The sequence below is a fragment of the Parafannyhessea umbonata genome (assembly GCF_900111255.1).
GTDB lineage: Bacteria > Actinomycetota > Coriobacteriia > Coriobacteriales > Atopobiaceae > Olsenella_J > Olsenella_J umbonata_A.
In genome coordinates this window covers 586,496-607,817 of record NZ_FOGP01000001.1, presented here as the reverse complement: position 1 = coordinate 607,817, position 21,322 = coordinate 586,496, and the positions used below count along the sequence as shown (strand labels likewise).

16 protein-coding genes and 1 riboswitch are annotated in these 21,322 nt (G+C 65.5%); of the genes, 6 read left to right on the top strand and 10 right to left on the bottom strand.

All coding sequences use genetic code 11. The features are described from left to right. Window positions 1–36: 36 nt before the first annotated feature. Complete coding sequence (locus BMY31_RS02620; protein ID WP_078687871.1) at window positions 37–381, bottom strand: Asp23/Gls24 family envelope stress response protein; 345 nt, start codon at window positions 379–381, stop codon at window positions 37–39. A 359-nt stretch (window positions 382–740) separates the two neighbouring features. On the opposite strand from BMY31_RS02620, the gene rpmB reads away from it, so the two are divergent. Continuing rightward, window positions 741–941, top strand: coding sequence for a 50S ribosomal protein L28 (rpmB, locus tag BMY31_RS02615; RefSeq protein WP_078687870.1), 201 nt, complete (start codon window positions 741–743; stop codon window positions 939–941). A 134-nt stretch (window positions 942–1,075) separates the two neighbouring features. On the opposite strand, the gene BMY31_RS02610 is transcribed toward rpmB, so the two are convergent. Next, the gene (locus BMY31_RS02610) at window positions 1,076–2,440 is read right to left on the bottom strand and encodes a thiamine diphosphokinase (RefSeq protein ID WP_091007987.1); all 1,365 of its coding nucleotides are present in this window, start codon (window positions 2,438–2,440) and stop codon (window positions 1,076–1,078) included. A gap of 182 nt (window positions 2,441–2,622) precedes the next feature. Between BMY31_RS02610 and BMY31_RS02605 the strand changes: the two genes are divergently transcribed. Next, window positions 2,623–2,808, top strand: coding sequence for an FmdB family zinc ribbon protein (locus tag BMY31_RS02605; RefSeq protein ID WP_091007983.1), 186 nt, complete (start codon window positions 2,623–2,625; stop codon window positions 2,806–2,808). Between the two features lie 294 nt (window positions 2,809–3,102). Here the strand turns inward: BMY31_RS02605 and BMY31_RS02600 are convergent, their stop codons facing one another. The 6 genes from BMY31_RS02600 to BMY31_RS02575 form a co-directional block, all read right to left on the bottom strand. Further along, window positions 3,103–4,665, bottom strand: a complete 1,563-nt coding sequence (locus BMY31_RS02600) for a transcription antitermination factor NusB (protein WP_180371334.1) — start codon at window positions 4,663–4,665, stop codon at window positions 3,103–3,105. After that, window positions 4,665–5,579, bottom strand: a complete 915-nt coding sequence (gene fmt / locus BMY31_RS02595; protein ID WP_091007978.1) for a methionyl-tRNA formyltransferase — start codon at window positions 5,577–5,579, stop codon at window positions 4,665–4,667. The genes BMY31_RS02600 and fmt overlap by 1 nt, the downstream gene beginning before the upstream one ends. Before the next feature lie 9 nt (window positions 5,580–5,588). Then, window positions 5,589–6,134: a peptide deformylase gene (gene def / locus BMY31_RS02590; protein WP_091007976.1), complete on the bottom strand. Its 546-nt coding sequence runs from the start codon at window positions 6,132–6,134 to the stop codon at window positions 5,589–5,591. A gap of 144 nt (window positions 6,135–6,278) precedes the next feature. Beyond that, entirely contained in the window at window positions 6,279–8,612 is a 2,334-nt protein-coding gene (gene priA, locus BMY31_RS02585; RefSeq protein WP_091008099.1) for a replication restart helicase PriA, read from the bottom strand. A 28-nt stretch (window positions 8,613–8,640) separates the two neighbouring features. Next, on the bottom strand, window positions 8,641–9,867 hold the full coding sequence (locus BMY31_RS02580; protein ID WP_078687864.1) for a dipeptidase: 1,227 nt from the start codon (window positions 9,865–9,867) through the stop codon (window positions 8,641–8,643). A gap of 74 nt (window positions 9,868–9,941) precedes the next feature. Continuing rightward, window positions 9,942–11,012, bottom strand: a complete 1,071-nt coding sequence (locus tag BMY31_RS02575; RefSeq protein ID WP_234970845.1) for a glycerol dehydrogenase — start codon at window positions 11,010–11,012, stop codon at window positions 9,942–9,944. Window positions 11,013–11,341: 329 nt separating this feature from the next. Here BMY31_RS02575 and BMY31_RS02570 point away from each other — a divergent pair, with 329 nt between their 5' ends. Further along, entirely contained in the window at window positions 11,342–11,722 is a 381-nt protein-coding gene (locus tag BMY31_RS02570) for a C-GCAxxG-C-C family protein (RefSeq protein ID WP_078687862.1), read from the top strand. Between the two features lie 117 nt (window positions 11,723–11,839). On the opposite strand, the gene metK is transcribed toward BMY31_RS02570, so the two are convergent. Together metK and BMY31_RS02560 are read right to left on the bottom strand one after the other, a co-directional pair. Next, window positions 11,840–13,075 (bottom strand): methionine adenosyltransferase, encoded by a 1,236-nt coding sequence (metK, locus tag BMY31_RS02565; protein WP_078687861.1) that lies wholly within the window; start codon window positions 13,073–13,075, stop codon window positions 11,840–11,842. Between the two features lie 89 nt (window positions 13,076–13,164). Then, a riboswitch (SAM riboswitch) is annotated at window positions 13,165–13,272 on the bottom strand. A gap of 145 nt (window positions 13,273–13,417) precedes the next feature. After that, on the bottom strand, window positions 13,418–14,320 hold the full coding sequence (locus BMY31_RS02560; protein ID WP_090991501.1) for a TetR/AcrR family transcriptional regulator: 903 nt from the start codon (window positions 14,318–14,320) through the stop codon (window positions 13,418–13,420). 228 nt (window positions 14,321–14,548) lie between these two features. Here BMY31_RS02560 and BMY31_RS02555 point away from each other — a divergent pair, with 228 nt between their 5' ends. The 3 genes from BMY31_RS02555 to gltX all read left to right on the top strand — a co-directional run bounded on the left by BMY31_RS02555 (window position 14,549) and on the right by gltX (window position 21,211). Next, window positions 14,549–17,386 carry a YhgE/Pip domain-containing protein gene (locus BMY31_RS02555; RefSeq protein ID WP_091007974.1) on the top strand — a complete coding sequence of 946 codons (2,838 nt, stop codon included), beginning with the start codon at window positions 14,549–14,551 and terminating at the stop codon, window positions 17,384–17,386. After that, window positions 17,383–19,563, top strand: a complete 2,181-nt coding sequence (locus BMY31_RS02550; RefSeq protein ID WP_091007971.1) for a YhgE/Pip domain-containing protein — start codon at window positions 17,383–17,385, stop codon at window positions 19,561–19,563. The genes BMY31_RS02555 and BMY31_RS02550 overlap by 4 nt, the downstream gene beginning before the upstream one ends. 142 nt (window positions 19,564–19,705) lie before the next feature. After that, entirely contained in the window at window positions 19,706–21,211 is a 1,506-nt protein-coding gene (gene gltX, locus BMY31_RS02545; protein ID WP_091007967.1) for a glutamate--tRNA ligase, read from the top strand. The last annotated feature ends 111 nt before the right edge of the window (window positions 21,212–21,322 follow it).

Genomic DNA, 21,322 nt, shown 5'->3' with positions numbered 1-21,322 from the left:
TCTATATATGGAAGCGTTCAGTTGTGCCAGCAGACGCTAGCGGGTGCGGATGCCCTCGATATGGACGCGCACCTCGACGTCGTCCAGCTCGGCAATCTGCTTGAGGATAAACTTGACGGAGCTGACAAGGTTATCAGAGACGGAGGACATGTTGACCCCCTGCTCGACGACGACGTGGAGGTCGACCTTGACGCCCCCATCCACGGCCGTGACGCCGATTCCCTTCCTCAGGCGACGGGCGGGAAGCAGAACAGTGACGCCATCCTGCTCGTCGGTGACGGCCATGCCCACAACGCCGTAACACTCGAGCGCGGCATAACCGGCAAGGTCCGCGATGCAGTCGTTGGATACCCGGAGTTCGCCGGGAACGACAGATGCCATATCTTCTCCTCTCGCTTGCCCCCAAGGACTCGGGGACTCAGCATGAATATGCCAACTATAGCGCAGAGAAGTGCCGCAAGAGCCCGCATCGTGGCGCGCAGCCACATGACAAACGAAATTCCCCATACGTCAGGGCGCGCAGGCAAGCGTGCCCAAGGCGTCCCCGCGCAGGAATAGGCAAGGGGGCGCCGCCGCGCCAAGCGGTCAAAAGCATCCAGAAAGATGCAAATCGCACGTATCTGACTACAAAACCACCACAAGAACGCACTTCTGGGGCTTGCGCAACACATCGGCTGTGCTATATTTGGACGGCTTTGGAAATTGCGGGGCATCCGCGCCGCCCTTTGGAGGTCGTAACAATGTCGAAGGTTTGTGATATCTGCGGTAAGCACGCCGTTGCTGGTCGCTCCATCAGCCACTCCCACCGCACCGTCAACCGTACGTTTAAGCCCAACATCCAGCGCGTCACCGTCTTCGAGGACGGCAAGGCAGTCAAGAAGAACGTCTGCACGCGCTGCCTCAAGAGCGGCAAGGTTGCTCGCTCTGCTGAGCAGGCATAAGTATCAGCACGCATAGCGCTTAAGCAAGGGAGCCCCTCGGGGCTCCTTTTCTTATACTCCAGCCCCTTCCAACGCAGGCAACCGCCGGAGGCGACTGCAGAGGTGGTGGTCCACCCCGTGCGAAAAGATTTACGTTATAGCAGAAACGCCATGACGGCGCCCTCGTGACAGTGGATGTGCGCTCCCCCTTCGGCAACGACGTTGGACACGCCCTCGTCAGAAAGGGCCGGAAGGGTGCGGCGATCCAGGTTCCAGCGCATGCCCGACTCCGAGACGATCGAGTCGCGCAGGGCAATGAGCGAGAAGGTCCTCCCCTTGGCGTCGCCGCCCAGACCCCACTCGTCAGCGCCCTCGGGACAGAGAACCCGGGCCTCGAAGCCGTCCTCAACCAGACGGGGCCTAGCGTCGGCGGCGCCGAGCAGCTGGCCCATCACGGCAAGCGCGTGGTCGGGACGGCCTCCCGTGGCGCAGGTGACGTCGAGTGCGAGCGGACGGCCCTGGCGAGCGGCCTCGTTTCGGGCGCAGGCGATGGCGTAGGCGAGGTCGGTCGCGTACTTCTCGCGGGGAAGCTCGTAGCTAACGCGAGACACGGAGCGAGCCCAGTCGCCGGCAGTAGGCTCGACCGAGTCGCAGTCCCCGCAGAACGCGTCGGGCACGACACCGGCCTCCCTTAGGACCATGGCGCCCGCGTCGGCTGCGATCACGTAGTCGGCATCCCGTGCCAGGGAACGAACCAGCCCGGCAGAGCTCGGTTCTGGGGATCCATCGACGACGAGCGCCCGTAGGGGCGCGGCGTCGGGAGACGGATCGGAGCCGGACCCGAAGCCGGGAACCGGAAGCGCATAGTCTTCGAGCAGGGCGAACGAGAGCTCTGGGTAGCCATGGGCGAGGATGTCGCCGAGGCGGGAGCACTCGTCGATGTCGCGGTCCCCGTGGGGGCTGAACAGACAGACGGTGTGAAGGCCCGCCTGGCGGGCGCTTCTCATGCCAAAGGGCGCATCCTCGAAGACCCAGGTCTCTCCCGCTGCGGTCCCCAACGAGGCGAGGCCCTTCTCCCAGACGTCGGGATACTCCTTGCTGCGGACGGAACCACCCGTCGAGATGACGTCCTGGAAGAACCCGCGAATGCCCTGGGCCTCGAGCGCGAGCTCGACCTCGGGGACGGAAGTGGACGAGCAGACCGCCATGCGAACGCCGTGGGCGGAAAGGTCCCCCAGGAACTCCCGACAGCCCGGAAGGAGCTCGACGCGGTGCGCATAGGCGTCGCGAACGCGAACCATGAGCTCCTCGAAAAGGGCGTCCTCGGTTGAGTCGACGCCGAAGTCGTCGCAGAAGCTCGCACACATCTCGTGCAGAGGGAGCGGTTCGGTCTTGGCGAAGACGTTCTCGGGGTCGTCGACGTCATGCGCGGCGAGAAGCTCGACCGTCACCCGATGCCACATGGGCATGGAGTCGATCAGGGTTCCGTCACAGTCAAAGAGCGCGCCGCGAATTGCCATGCTTCCTCCCAAGAGCCGCAGCCGTCGCCGCGGGCACAGTGCCAAAGAGCAGATTCCATGATAACAGGGGCATTCCCGAAAGCTCGTGGTAGATTCGTACGTCGAAGGGTAAGAACGAAGACGGCCAGGGGCGAGGACGCCCCGCACAGCCGAAAGGTTAGTTTCGTCCGGAGGTTCCAACAATGGCTCGTTATGACTACAAGTGCCCCGAGTGCGACAACACGTTTGAGGTCGAGCACCCCATGAACGCGCACCCCGAGGTTGACTGCCCCAAGTGCGGTGCCCAGGCGTGCCGCGTCTTCTCCGCGTCTGGCATCGTCTTCTCGGGCTCGGGCTTCTACAACACCGACCAGAAGGGCAAGAAATAGGCTCCGGAAGAGGTGCCGTGGGGCCGAAAGGCCGCCTTCAGGAATAATTAGACAGGCAGACGGGCCCGAAAGGGCCCGTTATTTTATATCTATCTCAAGCTCCTGTAAGGCTAAACTCAAGGCTTACTATAGGGTAAGACTAGCAGCATAAAGCGTTACTTTATGGTTATGAAATACCTGCTAGATACCTATAAAATGAACAAAGGCTGAACCAGAGGCGTCAATCAAAAAAATGGTCCCTGGCAGAGCCGGGGACCGGAATCCAGGAACTCGTATAGGCGAGGACGCACATTATCAAGGTTCCGTGCCTCCGGTACGAACCAGACGGGCAAGGAAGTGTCCGTCGCAGTCGATGCCGAAGAGCGTGCCTCTCGAGGAGCGAAACATTCCGTCGGCAGAGACCATGTGCCCGAGAAGATCAGCCTCTTCTGGCCTGAGTCCAGAGGCGATGGGTGCGTCCGTAACGCTCGCAAGTCTGAAATCGGAACCCTTCTCGCTATTGAGGAATGCTTGGACGACCTCGACGTCCTCGCTGACAAGGATGGAACAGGTAGAGTAGAGCAGCTCGCCGCCCGGAGCGACGCGAGAGGCCGCCGCCGCGAGGATCTCAAGCTGCAGGGCGGGAAGGCTCCCTGCATGACGCACGGCATCCCGAGACAGTGACCAGGCGATCTCGGGGTGCCGCCTGAGCGTGCCCGAACCGGAGCACGGTGCGTCGACGAAGACGACGTCGAACGGCTCTTGCAGAGGCATGGGCATGTCGTCGTCGGAAAGGGACGTGGCGTCGAGGGCGAACGACTTGCAGCGATCGGCCACGGCCGCAGCGCGAAGGCGCTCGCAAGCAAGCCTGACCTTGGACTCCTCCAACTCGACGGAGCAGATATCTAACGTGCGCGCCCAGCTTTGCGCGGCACCGGCCATGAGAATGGTCTTGGTCGCCCTCCCCTGCCCGACCTCGAGCAGTCGGGCAGGCCGGTCGGCCGTGCCGCACGCGCAAGACGCCGCCGTCCAGGCGACCACCTGGGCGGCAAGATCACAGGGCAGCACCTTTGCCGCGCGCACGAGACCCGAGCGCGCAAGCCCGGCCTGCCGACCAAGCCGATATGCACCGGGCCACGGGAGCGGAGACTCGTCAAGAGCGGCTGCGGACAGGGCCTCGAGCGACAGCCCCTCGCCGAGCGAGGGGTTGACGGCAACGGTCGCGGCAGGCGGCTCAAGTGCCCGCAGGGCAAGCGAGGCACCGAGTGCGGGTCCTAAGGAAGCGACAACCTCCTCCGCGAGCCACTGCGGAAGGCAGCCCGCGAGAGAGATGTCAGCCACAAGAGCAGACGAGGGCTCGGAGGCACCGGCCGACGAAAAGCGACCATCTGAGAGCCCATATTTGCCCGTAGGTTCGACGCCTTCGATATGTTGGTCATTCTCGAGCGAAACGAGTGCCTGAAGACGTTCTCGTGCCTCGCCGATCCGTGGAAGGTCCTCGGCCGCAACGCGGCGCAGGATTGCGTTCGCGAGGCCGCGGGCGCGGGGTGCGACGGATGCCGCGAGGCTTACGCCCTGGCTGACGGACACCTGTGCGGGCGTGTCGAGAAACAGGATCTCGAACGTCGAGACGCGAAGCGCGTCGGCAAGGCGCGGCTCCAGATGCCCGCGCGTCACATGGGACCGAACGATCCCGTCGAGGGTTCCGGAGGCGCGAACGGCACCGACGGCGAGGCGCGTCGTCAGGGCACGGTCACGCGGGTCGAGGGCCTCGACCTCGCCGGAGCAGCGAAGGATGTCACGGACGCGCCCCCTGCGGCGGCGAACCTCGCAGACGACATCGAGAGCCGCGGCACGCGCGGAAGACAACGCTCCCACTACAGACGCCCCCATGTAAGGCCGTCCGCATGCAGGCCCTGGGCCCAGGCGGAGGCGTCCATCTCCTTCTTGCCGTCAGGCTTGACGCGCAGCAGCTCGAGCGAGCCGTCGGCGCAGCCCAGGAACACGCGGCCCTTGCGGACAAGCGCCCGGCCGGCGCCAAGCGGCTCGGAGGAGACGGTTGCGAGAAGGACGCGCACGCCCCTCTCGCCCACCTTGAGGCGGGCCGGCGCGGCGTCGGTCGAGGCCTGGATGCGACGGGCGTTCTTGGCGACGTCGTCGGCGGGATCAAGGCGCATCTCGGCCTTGCTGATCTTCTTGGCGTACGTGACCTGGGACTCGTCCTGCTCGACCCAGCGGGCCTCTCCCGTCTCCATCTGGCCGAGCGCGGCAAGTAGCTCGTCGGCACCCAGCTGCGCGACCTCGGACATCAACTGCGTGCAGGTCTTCTGTCCCACGGCGATGGTGGCCTGGCGGCAGTAGGCCCCGGCATCGAGGTCGTGGACCACGCGCATGATCGAGACGCCCACCTCGTCGTCCCCCTCGAGGACGCCACGCTGGATGGGGGCGGCGCCGCGCCAGCGCGGCAGGGGCGAGCCGTGCACGTTGACGCATCCCAGGCGCGCGACGTCGAGAACTTCGTCGGGAAGGATACAGCCATACGCGGCCACGCAGATGACGTCGGGCGTCTCGGCCCTGATGCGGTCGAGCACCTCAGGGGTTATCTTGTTGGTCTCGATGACTGGAACCCCCAGCTCGAGGGCGGCCGCCTTGACGGCGGAAGGCTCGAGGCGCTTGCCACGGCCGCGCACCGCGTCGGGGCGCGTGAGAGCGAGCGTCACGTCGTGACGCTCGACAAGCAGCCTGAGGGACGGAACGGCAAAGTCGGGCGTTCCCATGAAGACGACGCGCATGTGGCCTCCCTAGTCGACGGAAGTCTCGCCAGGCCTGGCTCCGGCGGCGACGGCCTGCTGGTAGTCGCGCATGGCGGCGACGCGCTGGCCGGGAGTCAGGTGGTCGACCATCGTGATGCCGTGCAGATGGTCGATCTCGTGCTGGAGGCAGACGGCCAGAAGATTGTCCTGGGCCTCGTACTGCATGAGGTCGCCTTCGAGGTCGAGCGCCTGGACCACGACGTGGCTGGGACGGCTGACCTCGACGCTGATGCCGGGGTACGAGAGGCAGCCCTCGCTGAAGGGGCGCTCGGGGCCGTCGGCCTTGACGATCTTCGGGTTGATGAGGACGTAGGGGTTGCGGTCGTGAGCGCCGCTGTAGTCGACGTCGATGACGACCAACTGGACGAGCTCGCCCACCTGCGGTGCGGCGAGGCCGCAGCCGTCGGACTCGTACATGTCCTCGAGCATGCGCTTCGCGAGCGCCTTCACGCCGTCGTCGATCTTTTGGATGGGCGCGCACTCGGTCTTGAGCCTGTCGTCGGGTGCGCAGACGATGTCCTTCTCTGCACTCATGTAACTCTCCTTGCAATAGATTGCCAGCACCTCAAGCTTACCCTCACGCGGCCCCCGCAGGCACGTGGGCGCGCAAACACGAGAAACCCGCATCAGCCCGAGCCGGGGGCGAGTGCCCCTCGCAAGGCGCGGCGGGCGCGCCGACTACATCATGTCGTAGGCGTCCACGTCGACGGCGACGTTCACGCCGCGCGGTTTGTCCTGCTCGCGGACGCAGGCGTCGAGAAGGGCGCCAAGCTCCTCCCCCACGGGCGCCTTCACCAGGATGTGCCTGCGGAACCGGTCCTTCACGCGCGACTTGAGGCAGTCGGCCGGGCCCAGCACCTCCCAGCCGCGTCGCCCCTCGATGCGCGCGCGCAGCGTGGAGGCGACGCCGTCCAGAACGCGGCGGACCTCGGACTCGTTGCGACCCCAGCACAGCACGTTGGCCAGACGCGAGTAAGGCGGGTAGTTGCCATCGCGGCGCTCCTCGAGCTCGGAGCTCATGAAGAGGTCACGGTCGTGGGCGGCGACGGCCTGGATGGCGGGATGGCTCGCCCAGTAGGTCTGGATGATGACCTCGCCAGGGCGCTCGCCGCGGCCCGCGCGACCGGCAACCTGCTCGAGGAGATCGTAGGTGCGCTCGGCCGCCCTGAAGTCGGGCATCTTGAGCGTGGTGTCAGCGTTGATGACCCCGACGAGCGTGACCTGGGGAAAGTCGAGCCCCTTGGCGATCATCTGGGTGCCGACGAGCACGGCGCACTCGGCCGCGTCGAACTCCTCCAGGCGCCTCTGGTGCTCGCCCTTGCCGCGCGTCGTGTCGGCATCCATGCGGACGATGGTGACGCCCTTTCCCGCAAGCTCGTCCGCGAGCGTGGTCTCGACCTGCTGCGTCCCGATGCCGTAGGCGCCCAGGTAGGGACTGCCGCACACGGGACAGCGCATCGGCGCGCCGGGCGTGCCGATGGCCCAGGAGCGGTCGCAGCTGTGGCACACCAGCGTGTGGGTCCGCTCGTGGTAGGTGAGCGAGGTCGAGCAGTGCGGGCACTCGGGGACCGCGCCGCACTCGCGGCACATCAGGAAGTTCGCGAAGCCCCTTCGGTTAAGGAGCAGGACAGCCTTCTCGCGCCGCTCGGCAACGCCCTGCAGCGCGTCGGCGAGCGGCTTCGAGAACATGTGCTTGCGGCCGAGCGCAAACTGCTCGGTCATGTCGACCACGCGCACCTTGGGAAGCCTGGCCGAGCCCGGTCGCTCGGGCATGCACGCGCGCGTCCAGCTCACGCCGCCCCATGACTTCGCACGGCAGCGTTCGAGACTCTCGAGCGAGGGGGTGGCGGAGCCCAGAACCAGGGCGCAGCCGCGCTCGCGCGCGATTCGGGCCGCCACCTCGCGCGCATGGTAGCGCGGCGCGGAGTCCTGCTTGTAGCTGGCCTCGTGCTCCTCGTCAATGATCACGAGCCCCAAGTCGCGCAGTGGCGCGAACAGGGCCGAACGAGCGCCCACGACGACATGCGCCTCTCCCCTGCGGGCGAGGTCCCACTGGTCGAAGCGTTCGCCGGCCGAAAGGCGCGAGTGGAGGATGGCCACGTCGTCTCCGAAACGCGACCTGAAGCGACCCACGGTCTGCGCGGTGAGCGAGATTTCGGGCACTAGCACGAGAGCGCTCTTGCCAGACTTGCGGACGCGCTCGATAGCCTCGAGGTAGACCTCGGTCTTGCCCGATCCGGTGACGCCGTCGACGACCACGACGTCGCCGCGGGCCGCCGCGCAGGCGGCGGCGACGGCCTCGAGTGCGCCGACCTGCCCCTTCGTAAGGTGCTCGGGACGGCTGGCGGTCGCACTCGAAAGCGTGGTCCCCTCTCCCCCTCGCACGTGCCTGCGGCGCTCTACCGAGACGACGCCGCGCTTCTGGAGCGCCGCGACCGTTGCCGAGCAGCCCGGCAGCATAGCGGAAAGCTCGGCCATGCGCACGGTGCCTTGCGAAAGCGCCCCGAGCACCGCGCGCTGCTTGCTGGCGTTGGCGCGCGGTTCGAAGTCCGCGGCGGACTCGGTCAGAGAGACCCAGCGCTCGTCGACGGGACCGCTCTTCTCGCACACGAGCTCCCAGGGGCTCGAGTCGTCGGCGCGACGGACCTTAACGGTCTGCCCGGGCGCCAGAAAAGGCCTGATGGCCTCGCACAGGGGGCAGCTGTACTCGCGCGCGATCCAGCGAGCAACTCGCGCCGACGGCTCGTCAAAGGCGCTGGAGGCCAAGATGCGGGCGATGGGAAGGATGCGGGCGGGGTCGATTCCCGCAGGCGCCTCGTCAAAGGTGGCCACGACGTAGCCGACGACTTGCCTGTGCGAGAAAGGCACGAGCACGGTGCAGCCAATGAGCCCTCCGGAGCAGCCCACACCGTCGCCCTCGGCCCGTGCGCGAACCTCGTCGGGAACGGCGTAGTCGAAGGCGGCGTCCAGGGCTCGCGTAGGGATGTCCAAGACCACAGAGGCAAAGCGCACCAAACCAACTCGTTTCTAACCGGCAGTTCTAAACAAGCTCGTTTCTCACCATGAACGCGTAGGCATTCTGGAAGAAGATATCATCAGCGAGCTCCGCGCCGAAACGCGCGGCCACCTGATTGTAGAAGGAAGGGAGCGCGTCGACGCTCGAGAGCCACGAGGGAAGCCGCGCTCCGTCAAAGTCTCCACCAAGGCAGAGGCACTTCTCGCCGCCAAGGTCGAGGAAGCGCTCGTAGTGGGCCATAAGCTCGTCGAAGGTGACGTCGGTCCCGGTGGTGCGCTTGGTGATGAACTCGGTGCAGCAGCTGACGCCGACGATGCCACCGTCGTCGACGACGGCCCTGAACATGTCGTCGGTCATGTTGCGGGGCACGTCGCAGACGCTGCGCGAGAGCGCGTGGCTCACCATGACGGGCCTGCGGCGCAGTTTCATGAGCTCCCAGAACGAGCGGTCGCAAAGGTGGGCGCCGTCGAGCGCGACCTTGCGGTCCTCGAAGCGCTCGATCGCCCTGCGACCCAGGTCAGAGATGCCGACATCGGACTTGGCGCCGCCGGCGAGCGCGTTCTGACCGTTCCAGGTGAGACCCACGCACTTCACGCCGTCATCGGCCATCTCGTCGACCACGTTGAGGTCGTCCTTCACGGCCGCGGCGCTCTCGACGGTCAAGAAGGCGCAGCTCTTGTCCTGGGCGAGGACGTCCGGTATGTCCTGCGCATCCTTCACCTGGACAACGGAGTCGGAATAGGTCTGCATCTGCGACTTGAACCAGTCGCGCGCCTGACGGTAGAAGCCCAGCGGGTCGTCGACCGCGTCGGGCAGCCATATGGCATAGCCCTGCACGTGCGCGATCTGCCCCATGCGATCGAGGGAAACGTCGCCGTTGTTGCTCATGAGGTCACCCTGGCGCGAGAGGGCGGGCGTCGAGAGGTAGGGCTCCCAGCTTGACATCGACAGAACGTCGACCGTGTCGCAGTGCATGTCGAAGGTCTTAAGCCTGCCGACATCGCCGACCATGTCCACCTGCATGGATCGCGCAAGCTCTACAGGGTTGGCCGAGCCCTCGACCACAGTGGCGACCGGTTCGGCCTCGTCGGCGACGTGCGCGCCCGAGCACCCTGAGCTCAGGGCTGCGGCACCGAGCGCTCCCAAGCCACCGATGGCGCGCAGGAGGGCGCGGCGAGACAGAGGGAGCCCGCCCGCGCATGCGCGGGCGGGCTCCCCTGAATTGCGATCTTCACGTCCCGATGAGGTCATCGTCACTCCAGACTTGGGGCGCCGCAGGCACAAACGGTCTCGACGCGAATAATTCTAGCCAAGGACGAGACCCCCTAGGAGTTCGCCTTGCCCAGCGCATCGGCCTGAACGATGGCGGCGTAGAGCTCGTCGGGTGTGACGTCGCCGGCGAGGTTGTGAATCGTCTCGCCGGGCACGCAGGCGTTCTTCGCGATGGTGTGGATCTGCTCGTCGGTCGTGATCCCGAGCTCGGCGAGCGTCGTGGGCAGGCCGACCTCGCGGCAGAAGCCCTGAACGTCCTCGAACTCCTCCTTGGTCGCACCCTCGAGCACAAGCTGGACGAGGGTGCCGAAGGCGACGCAGCTGCCGTGGGGCGCGCTGTGTCCGCCGAGCGAGGTGAGGCCGTTGTAGAAGGAGTGGGCCGCGGCGCAGTTGACGTTGTCCGCACCGACCCCGGAAAGGTACACGTTGGCCTCGATGATGGCGTCGAGTGCCGGCGTGACCACGTTGTTCTCGCACGCGGCGATGGCCTGAGAGCCGTAGTTGCGCAGCGTCTCGTAGCAGAGCTTGGCCAGCGCCATGCCAGCGCGCGTGATGCCGGTGCCCTCGAGGCTGGGAGACTCGGTCCTGATGGAGGCGCGACCCTCGAAGTAGGTGCCCAGGGCGTCGCCCATGCCGGCGACGAGGAAGCTCACGGGGGCCTCGGCGATGACCTGGCTGTCGACCATGACGGCGTCGGGGTTGGTGGGATAGAAGAGGTACTTGTCAAAGCTGCCGTCGTCGTTGTAGATGACGGAGAGGCCCGTGCACGGCGCGTCGGTCGCGGCGACGGTCGGGATTACCACGACGTGCTTGCCGGCGTAGAACGCGGTGGCCTTCGCGGTGTCGACGGCAGAGCCGCCACCCACCGCCACGACCGCGTCGATTGCGTCCTTCTCCACGATCTCCTGCATCTTGGCGATCTCGCCCTTGCTCGAGATTCCGCCGAAGATCTCGTAGCGGCGGTAGCTGTCCGAGTCGCCGAAGCTCTGCTCGATCTTGTCGTGGCAGGCCTTGTAGCCGCTGTTGGAGCAGACGAAGAGCCAGCGCTTGCCCATGTAGCCCATTTCCTCCTCGAACTTGAGGAGGGCGCCCTTGCCCTGGACGTACTTCAGTGGCTCTCTCATTGCGCGCAGAAGTTTCATGACAGACCTCTCTCTTTGGACAAGCTCGCGGGAATCTACACCTGCTGAGCAGCATTTATTGTGCGAAAGACCGATTTGCCGACGCACCGTGAAACGTTATATCCGCAACTGCGGCCAACGGTCGCGAGGCGCCGCGTGGCGGCAGCAGATGCGTCCGTGAACGGTAGGTCGACTGACGCAAACGGACAGGCGTCACAGGAGCCGAATAGTCCCGGCAGCCCGGCCATGGGATACCATGTCAACAAAGCAAGCGAGAAGCGCCCGCGCCACCGCCAGAGGGCTGCGGCGCGACGCGGGGAAACGGAGAGCTGATGGAGAGAACCGAGCGGGCGGTAGGACTCAAGCACGACAGGAACAACTGCTGTCAGGCGGTGGTTCGCGCGTTTGTCGACGTATGCGACCTGCCGGAAGAGACCCTGAGCGCGATGGGCGCGCCGTTCGGGTCGGGCATGGGCAACATGGAGGGAACCTGCGGCGCGCTCGTCGGCGCCGAGATGGCGCTTGGCCTGGCGCGCGCCGACGGCCGCGCGTGCCACCGCGATGCGGCGGAGCTCCTCGAGGGCTTCCGAAGGCGCTGCGGATCGACCATATGCTCCGAGCTCAAGGGACGCGACACGGGCGTCATCCTCTGCCCGTGCGACGACTGTGTGCGCAACGCGGTGCTCGAGCTCGAGCGCATGCTCGGCGAGTAGCCGCCAAGACAGCGTGAACGAGGATGGAGCCGCCGGTGCGCTTGCCCCGGCGGCTCCATCCAAGAGGAGTGATGCTTGCAGTCCAAGCCGGTCAGGCCTGATCCGCCTCGGCGGCCCCTACCTCAGGGAGTCGACGGCGGCCTTGAGCTCGTCGACGCGGTCGGTGCTCTCCCAGGTGAAGTCGGGGTCCTTGCGGCCAAAGTGGCCGTAGGCGGCCGTCTTCCTGAAGATGGGGCGACGGAGCCTCAGGTCCCGGATGATGGCGCCGGGACGGAGGTCAAAGACCTTCTCGACGGCCCTCTCGATGACGTCGTCGGATACCGCGCCCGTGCCAAAGGTGTCGACCATGATGGAGAGCGGGTGGCTCACGCCGATGGCATAGGCCAGCTGGACCTCGCACTTGTGGGCCAGTCCGGCCGCGACGACGTTCTTGGCGACCCAACGTGCCGCATAGGCGCCGGAGCGGTCGACCTTGGTGCAGTCCTTGCCGCTGAAGGCGCCGCCGCCGTGGCGGCCCATCCCGCCGTAGGTGTCGACGATGATCTTACGACCGGTCAGGCCCGTGTCGCCCATGGGGCCGCCCACGACGAATCGGCCGGTGGGGTTGACGTAGATGTCGGCGTGCTTCCAGCTGATGCCCTGCTCCTCCATGACCGGCTTGATGACGTGATCGATCATGTCCTCGCGGATCTGGGAGCCCTCGACGGAGGCCGCGTGCTGGGTGCTGACGACGATGGCCGTCACCTCGACGGGCCTATCGCCCTCGTAGCGGACGGTGACCTGCGTCTTGCCATCCGGTCGCAGGTAGGCAAGCGATCCGTTCTTACGCACGTCGGCCAGGCGCCTGGACAGGCGCTGCGCGAGGTAGATGGGCATGGGCATGAGCACGTCGGTCTCGTCGGAGGCGTAACCGAACATCATGCCCTGGTCGCCGGCGCCGATCTTGTCCAGCGGGTCCTCGTCGGTAGCGCGGGCGAAGGTGCCGTCGACGCCCTGGGCGATGTCGGGCGACTGCTCGTGGATGAGGTTCATGACGCCGCAGGTGCTCGCGTCGAACCCGTACTTGGCGCGGGTGTAGCCGATTTCGCGGACGGTGTCGCGGACGATCTGCTGTACGTCGACGTAGGCCTCGGTGCGGACCTCGCCCATGACGACGATGGTGCCGGTGGTGGTGAAGGTTTCGATGGCACAGCGGACGTTATCGACGTCTGCACCCTCAACGCCCGCGGCCTGGAGCCGCGCCTCCTTCTCGAGGATGGCGTCCAGGATGGCGTCCGAGATCTGGTCGCAGATCTTATCGGGGTGGCCCTCGGTAACAGACTCAGAGGTGAACAGGTAGCTCTTGCGTGCCATCACACGCTCCTTTCCGGCGATAACGCGCCAACAAGGAACCAAAAAGGTCCCCACCAACAAAGGGGACCCGTGTCTGGCAACACCATGTTCCCCCGTCTTCCAGGCATTGAGGCCTGCCGAGAATTGGCACCATACCAACTGGCTGGTTGCCGGAGCTTCAAAGGGCTCGGTCCCTCAGCTCTATGCACCCACGCGGGTGCCTCTTGACGAGCAAGCTATAGCCTATGACTTGACTTGAGGATTGTAAACAGGTTCATCACTTGAGCGCATCGACGGCCAGTCGACGCACACTGGGGCAAGCCATCGCGCCTCAGAGCGGGCGCGGGACGCGCCCCTCGCCCCTTACGCACCCTCTCGGGCACCTATGCCGTTCATAACGACGTCAAGCAGATCACGCGTCATGACGGCGGCGATGGCATCAGTGGAGCGCCCCAATGATTCGCCGGCGGAGACGAGCGAGGAAACCAGGTAGCCGCCCAAAACGCCCACCGAGACCTGGTCCGAGTTCACGCTCTTTCTGATGATGCCCTCGGCCTTGCCCCTCTCGAGCTGCGCCGAGACGATGCGGGCGATCCTCATGAAGTGGGTGGTCATGCCACCCGAGACGTCTCCGTTCGACGACGCCAGCTCGCGCGTGAGGGCCAGGGCGAGCGGACTCCCCGCGCTGACGCGCCGGCTGACCTCGGCACACAGGCTCACGAGCGACTCGCTGGCCGTCGAGGCCCGGGCCACGACGCCCTCGACGGCGACGACGAGGTCGTCGCAGGCCGACTCGTAGATGGCGTCGACCAGCTCGTCCTTGTCGGCAAAGTAGTAGTAGAGGGAACCCTTAGACATGCGACAGCGCGCGGAGACCTCGCTCATCTGAAAGTCCCCGTTGCCGCGTTCGACCATGATCTCGCTCGCGGCGGTCATGATGCGCTCGCGGGTCCTCGCGCTCTTGCGCGTCTTGCTCGAAGAGCGGGCGCGGGCCCTGCCCTTGGCGGCGGCGCCCTCGACGACCCCCTGGGCCGCTCGCAGCGCGGCATCGTGCGCGGCGTGGCGGACGGCCGCCATGCCCCCGGCAATCTCGGAGGCAACCTCGAGGTTCGCCTTTGCAAGTCCAACGCGAACCGACGACCGTCTGTCCTCGACCGGCGCCGTGGCCTCACTTGGCAACGCGTCGACGGCTGACGGCGCGCCTCGCTTCGCTCCCGTCGTCAGCGTCTCCGTCCCTGTAATGTCCCCGTCGCCCGACTGCACCATGACCGCCTCTTCCCTCTTGTCTCGAGACCATCATAGCGCTCGACACAGATTTTTGAACCAAGCTCAAAACGCCTGCGTCGACACATCATGGAGCGCCCATATCTTTGGCAGGGAAGCACGTGAAACGATTTTTGAATCAGATTCGAATTTTTAGAGTTAACTCGGCGAGGCATCTGCCGGAGGGATATCATTTTGAATGCTGAAACCGCACGATTCACGGAGCGTTACATGCACAACGTACTCACCATCTTCCGCCGAGACCTCAGGCGAATCTTCAGGAACCCCGTAGCCGCCATCGTCACCGTGGGCGTCTGCATCCTCCCCTCCCTCTACGCCTGGATCAACATCGCGGCAAACTGGGACCCGTACAAGAACACCAGCACCGTCGCCGTCGCCATCGTGAACGAGGACGAGGGCACCTACAACGAGAAGCTCGGCCAGATCAACGTGGGCGACATGGTGGTCGAGAAGCTCGAGCAGAACAATCAGCTCGGCTGGCAGTTTGTGGGCGAGCAGGAAGGACTCGAGGGCGTCGCCTCGGGAAGGTACTACGCTACCATCGAGATACCAAAGGACTTCTCGTCGGACCTCGTGAGCGTGCTATCTGGGGACCTCAAGACGCCCAAGCTCAAGTACTACGTGAACGAGAAGGTCAACGCCGTCGCCCCGAAGGTCACCGACACGGGGGCCTCGACGGTCGAGCAGCAGATCAACGACAACTTCGTCTCGACGGTCGCAGGCGTGCTCACGACCAAGGCGCAGGACACGGGCGCGAAGCTCGGGAGTCAGACCGACAAGCTGGGCGACACCGTCCTCGCGGACATCCGCGACGCCCAGTCGACCCTCGACGACGTGAGCACTCAGCTCGAGGGTGCAAAGGGCACCGTGGGCAAGACCCGCGATGCCATCCGGCAGGCGCGAGACGTCCTCGCATCGCTCTCGTCGATAACCGGCAGCTCGCAGAGGACGCTTAGGGACGCGTTAGGCGAGCTGGGAGGTGCCCGCAGCGACGCGCAGTCTCTCGCCTCGCGCCTGGACAGCGCCGTCAGCGTCGGCACCGCGCGCCTTGACGAGGCGGCCACGCGCGCCTCGACAGCGCTCGGCGGCTTCGCGGGCATGGCCGAGCACGCAAGCGCCACGGCGCAGTCCGGGGCGAAGGCCGCGCACAAGCTCAGCGAGGTCAACCGCAAGGCAATAACGTCGCTCAACGATGCGAAGGCCCAGATTCAGGCCTCCTCGATGCTGAGCGACCAGCAGAAGCAGGAGCTCTGCAGCAAGATCGACGCGCTCGTCTCGCAGCTCCAGAAGAAGGCCGACACGGCCGACTCCATCGCCTCCCAGCTTGACGGCCTCAAGTTCGACGCGCAGGACATCAGCGACGGCGCCCAGCAGCTCGAGGGCTCCATAAAGGACGCGACGTCCGGCATCTCGGATGCCAAGAACGACGTCTCGCAGAACGTGCTGCCAGCCCTTTCAAGCTCGCTCGACTCCTTCGCGCTCGCCGGCGGCGACCTGCAGGGAATCCTCGACGGCGTTTCCCCCACCGTCCAGCAGGCCTCGGGCACGCTGGATCAGCTTGACAGCACGCTGCGCGAGGCTCAGGACGTGATCGACCAGACGCAGGACGCGCTGGGCGGCCTGAGGGGGTCGCTCGGCTCGCTTGCGACCGACATCGAGGCAATCCGCGCATCGCAGAACTTCCAGCTGCTCCAGAACGTCATGGACATGAACTCCGACCAGGTGAAGGAATTCATGACCTCGCCGGTCGAGCTCAGCGAGCAGGACGTCTTCCCCGTCGCAAACTACGGCTCGGGCGTCGCGCCCTTCTACACTAATCTGGCCATCTGGGTCGGCGGCTTCGTACTGATCGCCATCTACAAGCTCGAGGTCGACGAAGAGGAGGTCGGCCCCTACCGAGCCTGGCAGGGCTACCTGGGCAGATACCTGTTGCTTCTGGTCCTCGGACTCGCGCAGGCACTCATCTGCTGCGTAGGCGACCTCGTCATGGGCGTCCAGTGCCTGCACCCCGTCGCGTTCATCTGCGCCGGCCTGGTGCAGTCATTCGCCTACGTCAACATCATCTACGCGCTCTCGGTGGCGTTCAAGCACATCGGCAAGGCGCTCTGCGTCGTCCTCGTCATCCTGCAGATCCCCGGCTCCTCGGGCGTCTATCCCATCGAGATGATGCCGGGCTTCTTCCGCGCCATCAACCCATGGCTGCCCTTCACCTACGGGATCAACGCCATGCGCGAAACCATCGCGGGCTACTGGGGCTCCTGCTACGTGCAGAACCTCCTGACGCTGCTAGCGTTCGTGGTTCCCGCGCTGGCCATCGGCATGGGAGCCCGCAGGCACCTCATCAACATCAACACGCTCTTCGACAAGAAGCTCGCCGAGACCGACCTCATGATCTGCGAGCACGACGGCATGACGCGCGAGAACTTCAAGCTGTCGACCATAATCAAGGCGCTCCTCTCCTCCGAGGACTACAAGCACGTCCTGCTCGAAGAGGCGGCGAACTTCGAGGCAAAATACCCCGGCATGGTCAAGCGTGGCTTCGCTCTGGTGCTTGTGGTACCGCTGGTGCTGCTGGCGCTCGTCTTCGCAACGCCGGCGAAGCTGCCGATCCTCATCGTGTGGATCGTCTCGCTCGTCGCCATCTGCGCGGGTCTCATCGTGATCGAGTACCTGCACGAGCGCGTCTGGCAGAAGACGACCCTCGCGGAGCTCAGCCGCGACGAGATCTACAAACTGCTTGACCGGGAGCTCGACGAGCAATGGGAGTACAAGCTGCCGTTCCGCAAGATAGCAGGCAGCCTGCGCAGCCGCATCAGGGGCACGAGGGACGCCGCCGGCGCAGAGCCGCGCGACGCGGGCGAGAAGGACGCGACAGGCGCGACTCGGCCCCCCTACCCCCAGCACTCCATACCCGACCCGCGGCCCGACGCCCAGGACGGCGCCATGTTGGACTACCGCGCCGAAGACTATCGCAAGCACGTTGGCGAAGGGGAGCCTGACCACCACAAGACGGACGGAAGCGATGCGAAGGGAGGCGAGCGCCGATGAGCACCATCATCAAGATCTTCAGGCGTGACTGCAAAAACGCCACGCGCAACGTCATCGCACTGGTCGTGTGCATCGGGCTGGTCGTCATCCCCTCGCTGTACGCATGGTTCAACATCGCAGGCGGCTGGGACCCCTACGGCGCGACCGGCCAGCTCAAGATCGCCGTGGCGAACTCCGACAGGGGGTACACCTCGCAGACCATGCCGATGGAGATCAACATCGGCCAGCGCGTGGAGGCGACGCTGAGGGAGAACCAGAAGTTCGATTGGGTGTTCACCACCGAGCAGGACGCAATCGACGGCGTGAGCTCAGGCGAGTACTACGCCGCCATCGTGGTCCCGGAGGACTTCACGAGCGACATCATGTCGGTCTTCTCGACCAGCACGCGCCACGCCGAGCTGCGCTACTACGTCAACCAGAAGGAGAACGCAATCGCGCCGATCGTCACCCAAAAGGGCGCCTCGTGGCTCAAGAACGAAATCGACCGCCAGTTTGCCCAGACCGTAACCGGCGTGGGCGCGGCCGTCATGACCGACCTCGGAAACTACCTGGACGACGACCAGATCCTCTCAGTCGCCTCGGCGCTCGACCGCGCGCTCACGAGCGGCTCGAAGGACATCAGGCGGGTCTCCACCCACGTGGGCTCCTACGCGTCGCTCTTGAGCTCGGCCTCGTCGCTCGTGAGCTCGTCCAACGACCTGCTTAAGACCACCGGCTCGTCGGCCAGCTCCCTCAAGTCGCTGCTGAACGACACGGGCAACAGCGTCGCTTCGGTCAGGCAGGGCCTCGACTCGAGCAGGGACGCCATCTCGGGTGCCGTCGACAAGAGCTCGCAGAGCATCGACTCGCTGGGGTCGGCCGTGGACGACGCCTTCGATGTCGCGGCAAACCACACCGGCGAGGCCCGCAAGAAGCTCAGCAACGCGGCCAGTCTCACCTCGCACGTCGCAGGTGACTACGGCAGCCTCGCCGAACAGCTCGACAGCCTGGCGGGGACCATCAGCGACGCATCCGCACAGGCGCACGTCAAGGCAGCCGCGACCCACGCCCGAACGACGCAGGCGACGCTCTTCGGCATTTCCAACGCCCTCTCCACGGCCGCCGACGAACTCACCACGGACAACGTCGAGGCGAAGCGCCGCGAGGTAAAGGAGAAAATCGACGCTGGCAAGACCGAGATCGAGGCCCTCAAGAGCAACTACTCCGGCAAGCTCGACCAGAAGCTCACCAGCCTCTCCGACGCCATCTCCAGCACGTCCTCCGCGACCTCGGACGTCGCGAACAAGCTCGACGACGCGATCGGGTCCCTCCAGAGCGCGACGGGTTCCGCCAAGGCCGACCTCGAGGCCATGCAGGACTCCCTCTCGGACGCGCAGGGAAAGCTCGGCGGCATGGCCGACAAGATCGACGACACGCACGCGAGGCTCAAGGCGGCGCTCAGCTCCGGAGATGCGAAGACGATTCGCACCATACTCTCGTCGGACCCCGACGCACTCGCGTCGTGGATCGCGTCGCCCGTGCAGCTCGACCGCGAGGCCATCTACCCCGTCGAGAACAACGGCTCCGCCATGGCGCCGTACTACACGACGCTCGCTCTCTGGGTCGGAGCGACCGTACTCGCGGCGATGCTCAAGACACCGCTCTCGGAAGAGGCCCTGCGCGAGGCGGGAGGCGCCCGCCCGTACCAGCGCTACTTCGGACGCCTGGGCATCTACCTGGTGCTCTCGTTCCTCCAGGCGACCCTCGCCATGCTCGGTGACCTCTTCTTCCTTGGCGTTCAGGCGAGTGACCCGATTCAGATGATGGTCTGCGCGTGGGTGGCCTCGTTCGTCTTCATGAACGTCATCTACGCGCTGGTGGCCTCCTTCGGCGACGTCGGCAAGGCCGTGGCGGTCTTCCTGCTTGTCATCCAGGTGGCCGGCTCGGGCGGCAGCTTCCCCAAGGAGATGCTCCCTCCCCTGTTCCAGGCATTCAACCCGTTCCTGCCCTTCGTCCCCATCATGAACGGTATGCGGGCCGCCATCGCCGGCTCGTACGGGGCCGAGTTCTGGGTCTGCATGGGTCACGCGCTTCTCTTCCTCGCGCCCGCCCTCGCGCTCGGGCTGGTGCTGCGCGTGCCCGTCATCCGCGTGAACGACTGGTTCGCCGAGAAGCTCGAGGACACCAAGATCATGTAGCCCACGGGAACTCAAGCCCACTCAGGGTTCAAGAGCCGCAGATTCTGCAGTATCGCGGGCGCGCCGAGGCGCGTCCGCTAGCGTACGGTCTATACTGACCAAGTTTTAATGAAGGCATCGACTAGCTAGAAGAGGTTCGACAGTGAGCTCTACTGACAACAGGCCGGTCCGCGTCCGCTTCGCCCCGTCTCCCACGGGCAAGCTGCACGTAGGCGGCGCGCGCACCGCAATCTACAACTGGGCGTTCGCCCGTGCGAACGGCGGTACGTTCATCCTGAGGATCGACGACACCGACCCCACCCGCTCCACCGAGGAGAACACCCAAATCATTCTGCGTGCCATGCGCTGGCTGGGACTCGACTGGGACGAGGGCCCCGAGGTCGGCGGCGACTTTGGCCCCTACTGGCAAACCGAGCGCCTGGACATCTACCGCAAGGAGGCCATGAGGCTCGTGGCCGAGGGCAAGGCGTACTACTGCTTCTGCACGCCCGAGAAGCTCGAGGCCGACCGCAAGGCTGCCCAGGAGCGCAAGGACGCGTTCCAGGGCTACCAGCGCACCTGCCGCGACATCGACCCTGCCGAGGCCCAGCGCCGCGTTGACGCCGGCGAGCCCTACACCATCCGCATCAAGGTCCCCCTAGACCGCGGCGACGTCGTCGTCCACGACGCCGTCCACGGCGACGTGACCTTCAACGCGAAGGAGCTCGACGACTTCATCATCTTCCGCTCCGATGGCACCCCCACCTACAACTTCGCGACCGTCGTCGACGATGCGCAGATGGGCATCACGCACATCATCCGTGGCGACGACCATCTGTCCAATACCCCGCGCCAGATCATGGTCTACGAGGCCATGGGCGCGCCGACGCCGACCTTTGCCCACATCAGCATGATCCTGGGTCCCGACGGCAAGAAGCTTTCCAAGCGCCACGGCGCGACCTCTGTCGAGGAGTACAAGGCCGCCGGCTACGACTCCGACGCCTTCGTCAACTACCTGGCGCTTCTGGGCTGGGCGCTCGACGGTGACACGACCATCGTCCCGCGCGACGTCCTGGCCAGCAAGTTCTCGCTCGACCACGTCTCCAAGAACCCTGCAACCTTCGACTTCAAGAAGCTCGACTGGATCAACGGCCAGTACCTCCAGGCGATGGGCGACGAGGAGTTCTCCAAGACCCAGCTCGTCCCACAGCTCATGGCCGCCGGCCTCGAGCAGGACGACGACGTCGACGCGGCCTACGCCGCCAAGCCGGAGTGGTTCGACCTTCTTTCCAGCATCCTGAAGCCGCGCACCACGCTTGCCCCCGAGGTCGTCGAGAAGAGCCGCTTCCTCTATATGGGCGAGGACGTCGAGTTCGACGAGAAGAGCGTCAAGAAGAACCTCGCCAAGGAGGGCGCGCGCTCCTACCTCGAGGCGGCGAGGGCCGCACTCGAGGCCATTGGTGCGGACCAGTGGAAGGCGGCCTCGATCGACGCGGCGCTCGAACCCCTGCCCGAGCAGCTCGAGACCAACAAGCGCAAGTTCTACGGCGCCGTTCGCGTGGCAGAGTGCGGAAATCAGGTCTCTCCCCCGCTCGGCGAGTCCCTCGAGCTCCTAGGTCGTAACGTCACCCTGGCGCGTCTCGAGAAGGCCCTGCCGCTCGCGGAGTAGTCGGCGCAGCCGAACGCAAGCGGCGCGATACTAGCTCCTGCCCATGTTTGGGGGCCGTTGTAGCCATTAGGATACGACGGCCCTTTTTCTGTGCACGAAGGTGGCGAGAGT

Coding starts and splice junctions, on each gene's coding strand:
- BMY31_RS02580 (WP_078687864.1), bottom strand. CDS start 9,867: ATGACCTCATCGGGACGTGAAGATCGCAATTCAGGGGAGCCCGCCCGC.
- rpmB (WP_078687870.1), top strand. CDS start 741: ATGTCGAAGGTTTGTGATATCTGCGGTAAGCACGCCGTTGCTGGTCGC.
- BMY31_RS02610 (WP_091007987.1), bottom strand. CDS start 2,440: ATGGCAATTCGCGGCGCGCTCTTTGACTGTGACGGAACCCTGATCGAC.
- metK (WP_078687861.1), bottom strand. CDS start 13,075: ATGGCACGCAAGAGCTACCTGTTCACCTCTGAGTCTGTTACCGAGGGC.
- def (WP_091007976.1), bottom strand. CDS start 6,134: ATGAGTGCAGAGAAGGACATCGTCTGCGCACCCGACGACAGGCTCAAG.
- BMY31_RS02560 (WP_090991501.1), bottom strand. CDS start 14,320: ATGGTGCAGTCGGGCGACGGGGACATTACAGGGACGGAGACGCTGACG.
- BMY31_RS02575 (WP_234970845.1), bottom strand. CDS start 11,012: ATGAGAGAGCCACTGAAGTACGTCCAGGGCAAGGGCGCCCTCCTCAAG.
- BMY31_RS02555 (WP_091007974.1), top strand. CDS start 14,549: ATGCACAACGTACTCACCATCTTCCGCCGAGACCTCAGGCGAATCTTC.
- BMY31_RS02570 (WP_078687862.1), top strand. CDS start 11,342: ATGGAGAGAACCGAGCGGGCGGTAGGACTCAAGCACGACAGGAACAAC.
- BMY31_RS02620 (WP_078687871.1), bottom strand. CDS start 381: ATGGCATCTGTCGTTCCCGGCGAACTCCGGGTATCCAACGACTGCATC.
- BMY31_RS02550 (WP_091007971.1), top strand. CDS start 17,383: ATGAGCACCATCATCAAGATCTTCAGGCGTGACTGCAAAAACGCCACG.
- fmt (WP_091007978.1), bottom strand. CDS start 5,579: ATGCGCGTCGTCTTCATGGGAACGCCCGACTTTGCCGTTCCGTCCCTC.
- BMY31_RS02605 (WP_091007983.1), top strand. CDS start 2,623: ATGGCTCGTTATGACTACAAGTGCCCCGAGTGCGACAACACGTTTGAG.